Origin of the sequence: Cuspidothrix issatschenkoi CHARLIE-1, from assembly GCF_002934005.1 — a bacterium.
GTDB classification, from domain to species: Bacteria; Cyanobacteriota; Cyanobacteriia; order Cyanobacteriales; family Nostocaceae; genus Cuspidothrix; species Cuspidothrix issatschenkoi.
In genome coordinates this window covers 1-3,506 of the sequence record NZ_PGEM01000185.1, presented here as the reverse complement: position 1 = coordinate 3,506, position 3,506 = coordinate 1, and the positions used below count along the sequence as shown (strand labels likewise).

Annotated in this window: 4 protein-coding genes and 1 CRISPR repeat array; of the genes, 1 reads left to right on the top strand and 3 read right to left on the bottom strand. The window is 39.4% G+C overall.

All coding sequences use genetic code 11. The features are described from left to right. Positions 1-222: hypothetical protein (locus CUN59_RS22720; RefSeq protein ID WP_438501835.1), on the top strand; the 222-nt coding region annotated here is incomplete at its 5' end. A 70-nt stretch (positions 223-292) separates the two neighbouring features. Beyond that, positions 293-1,623: a CRISPR direct-repeat array (repeat unit 36 nt; unit sequence GTTTCCATTCAATTAATATCCCCAGCGAGTGGGGAC). Between the two features lie 183 nt (positions 1,624-1,806). Here the strand turns inward: CUN59_RS22720 and cas2 are convergent. The 3 genes from cas2 to csx18 are packed head-to-tail and all read right to left on the bottom strand — an operon-like array spanning position 1,807 to position 3,391. Then, entirely contained in the window at positions 1,807-2,088 is a 282-nt protein-coding gene (gene cas2 / locus CUN59_RS19450; protein ID WP_104389385.1) for a CRISPR-associated endonuclease Cas2, Ssr7093 family, read from the bottom strand. Between the two features lie 20 nt (positions 2,089-2,108). Continuing rightward, complete coding sequence (locus CUN59_RS19445; protein ID WP_104389384.1) at positions 2,109-3,101, bottom strand: CRISPR-associated endonuclease Cas1, Slr7092 subtype; 993 nt, start codon at positions 3,099-3,101, stop codon at positions 2,109-2,111. A 14-nt stretch (positions 3,102-3,115) separates the two neighbouring features. Further along, positions 3,116-3,391 (bottom strand): CRISPR-associated protein Csx18, encoded by a 276-nt coding sequence (gene csx18 / locus CUN59_RS19440; protein WP_104389383.1) that lies wholly within the window; start codon positions 3,389-3,391, stop codon positions 3,116-3,118. Positions 3,392-3,506: the final 115 nt, after the last annotated feature.

The window sequence follows — 3,506 nt, the reverse complement described above, 5'->3', positions numbered from 1 at the left end:
GGAGGTAAAGTTTCCATTAATTCCACTTCCTATAAAGGAAGCGGTTTTGGAGGTAAAGCTTTAGTTAAGTTATTGAAAGAGTTTCCATTAATTCCACTTCCTATAAAGGAAGCGGTGTTTTGTATGCAGACGCAGGTGCGAGGTTCATTTGGCTTACGCAAAAGGTCACGGAAAGTAGGGGTAATTCATGAATTACCCCTACTTTTGTTCTATTTTGCGTAAGTTCTGCAATTAATATCCCCAGCGAGTGGGGACTTTCAGAAGGGGATGTCCGATGGAGCGGTGTTGCCCTGTTTCCATTCAATTAATATCCCCAGCGAGTGGGGACGGTAGTGGATCTGGATTGACTGGTGAACGCAAAAAAGTTTCCATTCAATTAATATCCCCAGCGAGTGGGGACAAAACTAAAATAAAAGTTGAAACTATTGTACAACCTAGTTTCCATTCAATTAATATCCCCAGCGAGTGGGGACTACATCATCATTTAGTAAAGTGGATGAGTAATCTGATTCTAGTTTCCATTCAATTAATATCCCCAGCGAGTGGGGACGTAAGTTAACAAAATCAACCTAATACAAAATTGTTTCCATTCAATTAATATCCCCAGCGAGTGGGGACAGCTTTAGACCTCGCTCCAGATGAAGAGATGATCTTTAATGTTTCCATTCAATTAATATCCCCAGCGAGTGGGGACTTCAAAGTCATTATGAGCTAAATTAATAACTAATTTGTTTCCATTCAATTAATATCCCCAGCGAGTGGGGACTACATGCTTCTAATAGGGTGCTGGCTGATCTTGAGTTTCCATTCAATTAATATCCCCAGCGAGTGGGGACTAAGTCTTCAGTTTCCTGCTAAAACGTTTCCGTGTTTCCATTCAATTAATATCCCCAGCGAGTGGGGACTGTTATCCCCTTTCCCAAGATTCAATTTACAAAGAGTTTCCATTCAATTAATATCCCCAGCGAGTGGGGACTGAATCTAAAGCGATTGTAGAAGACAACACACCTGAAGTTTCCATTCAATTAATATCCCCAGCGAGTGGGGACCAAGAAAATAGCCGATTATTTGACTATTTAGCTAAGTTTCCATTCAATTAATATCCCCAGCGAGTGGGGACTAGTTACTATTAGCGCGGCGGCTGTATCTGTTCCTGTTTCCATTCAATTAATATCCCCAGCGAGTGGGGACCCAGCACCACCCTTAACACGACTGTCAAAATCAACGTTTCCATTCAATTAATATCCCCAGCGAGTGGGGACTGCTAGTAAAGATATACAAAAAACTAAGTTTACTGTTTCCATTCAATTAATATCCCCAGCGAGTGGGGACTATTAACGACGCGACAATGAAAGAACTAGCAGTTTCCATTCAATTAATATCCCCAGCGAGTGGGGACTCATTGTTTTGTTTTATAAGTGTGCTACTACAATAACGTTTCCATTCAATTAATATCCCCAGCGAGTGGGGACTAAGAATACCGTCACCATGACTGACTAGAATCTTGGTTTCCATTCAATTAATATCCCCAGCGAGTGGGGACCTCCACAGGATGCAACGATAGAAGGTTTTGCAGATATTGAGGATGTTTCCATTCAATTAATATCCCCAGCGAGTGGGGACTCCTCAATTTTAAACCCTTACCCAGTAAGGTGTCCAGAGACAGTTTCCGAAGGTCAGGAAAAAAAGTGTTAAAACCACCAACCGACAGCGGGAAAAAACCCCCAAAACCCTTACCCAGCAAGCGACCGAAGTTCCCAACGAAAAAATCAACATTACAGCCATTTTACCTGACCTTCGGAAAAACTAAACAATAATCGAACCCGGAGGTTCAATCACAGGCACACCCACCCCCCAACTTTCCACCTGGGAAAGAGTATGTCGAGACAAAGGATAAAACCTGACATTATCCTCCTCTAACTTGACAATCTTCCTTAACCGCCGACGTAAATCATTGTACTTTTCCGTATTTAACTGACATTCAAACACAGAATACTGTACACGCTGACCATAACCTTCTAATAAATCAGCTATCTTTTTACGTCTTTTATCATCAGGAATATCGTAGGAAATCACATACAAAAACATAACATAAACATCAGAAAAAATCAATCAATTCGATAGGGTTGATAATGGTGACTGGGATTATAAACAAACTGTTTGAAAGCCTTCACCTGTTGAGTCAATAAATCCCATTTTGGTTGTTTAATTCCCCCATCAGTTTGAATTTCTTCAGTCATTCTTTGCAAAAACCCACGTAAAAACTTTTTCCTGCCTGAATCATTCAAATAACACCCCCCATCTTTAAATTCAAAATCTGCCTTAACATCCATAATTTTGCGATTAATTAACCACATCACCAAAGAATCCACCACAGGGGCGCGGAACTCCTCAATTAAATCAGAAGCTAATGCTGCATGACCATCATGAGCCTGATGTAAACAAGCATAATAGGGGTCAAGACCTTGAATTTCAATTAATGCTAATAAATGATTCCACAGCACCTGATAACCAAAACTCAACATAGCATTTACAGGATTTCCCGGAGGGCGACGACTACGACCAGAAAACACAAAATCAGGGTTAGTTAAACATTCACTAAAAGCCGAGAAATATTGAGCCGCACCCGCACCCTCAAACCCCATTAACCGTTCTAAATTATCAGCTTGATCCGCCTGTTTAGCCAAATAATCTAAACTTTGTAACACCCGTTCTAAAACCTCCGATTCTCGTTTTTTCTTCTGTCTTCGTAATAGCACCCTACTATTTTTCAACTTATTTTTAACCATCGCCCTAGCAGTAATTAACCTTTCCACAGGAGATAATTCTTGTTGATAACGTGATAACTGTCGGTATCCCCTAGAAATTGGTAAAATTCTGCCGTAGCAATAACCCATCCGTGATAAATAAGCAATGGGAATATCCCGCCATAAACAAGCACGAATCACTTGAGTTGTGATTTGCGATCTGCCAAAAATCAAAATCTGTTCTAACAAAGGTAACTGCACCTCAACATAAACAGTATCCCCTTGTTTAACTATCAAAGTTTCCTTCTGTAAACAGACATAACAATTCTGTTCAGAAACATAAAGAGTTTGCATAGAGTTATGAACTATTAACGCCACCAACGTTGTAAATTAGATTTTTTGGGAGAACGATATTCACCCTTTCCAGAAGATGTTAATTCTGCATTTTGTTCCGGTTCTAACCACAAAATTACCCTATCGGATACACTACAAACTATATAAGTAGTCATCGTTACCAATGCAGTATTAACAATTACAGCCATTAAACCCAAGGGTGCAATTAATAAAATCACTAAAGTGATACTGCCATTAACAGCAGATACAGAAAAATTTCTGACAGTAGCAGAACGTCGAGAAATATACATAGTGCTAAAAACATTTAATTAGGGTTTGCTGAACAAAGCTATAACCGTTTATTAAGTACCTGAGCAAAATTAATTTAACATTTTTGGAAAAAAGAAAAATCTCTGTATTCCTTAT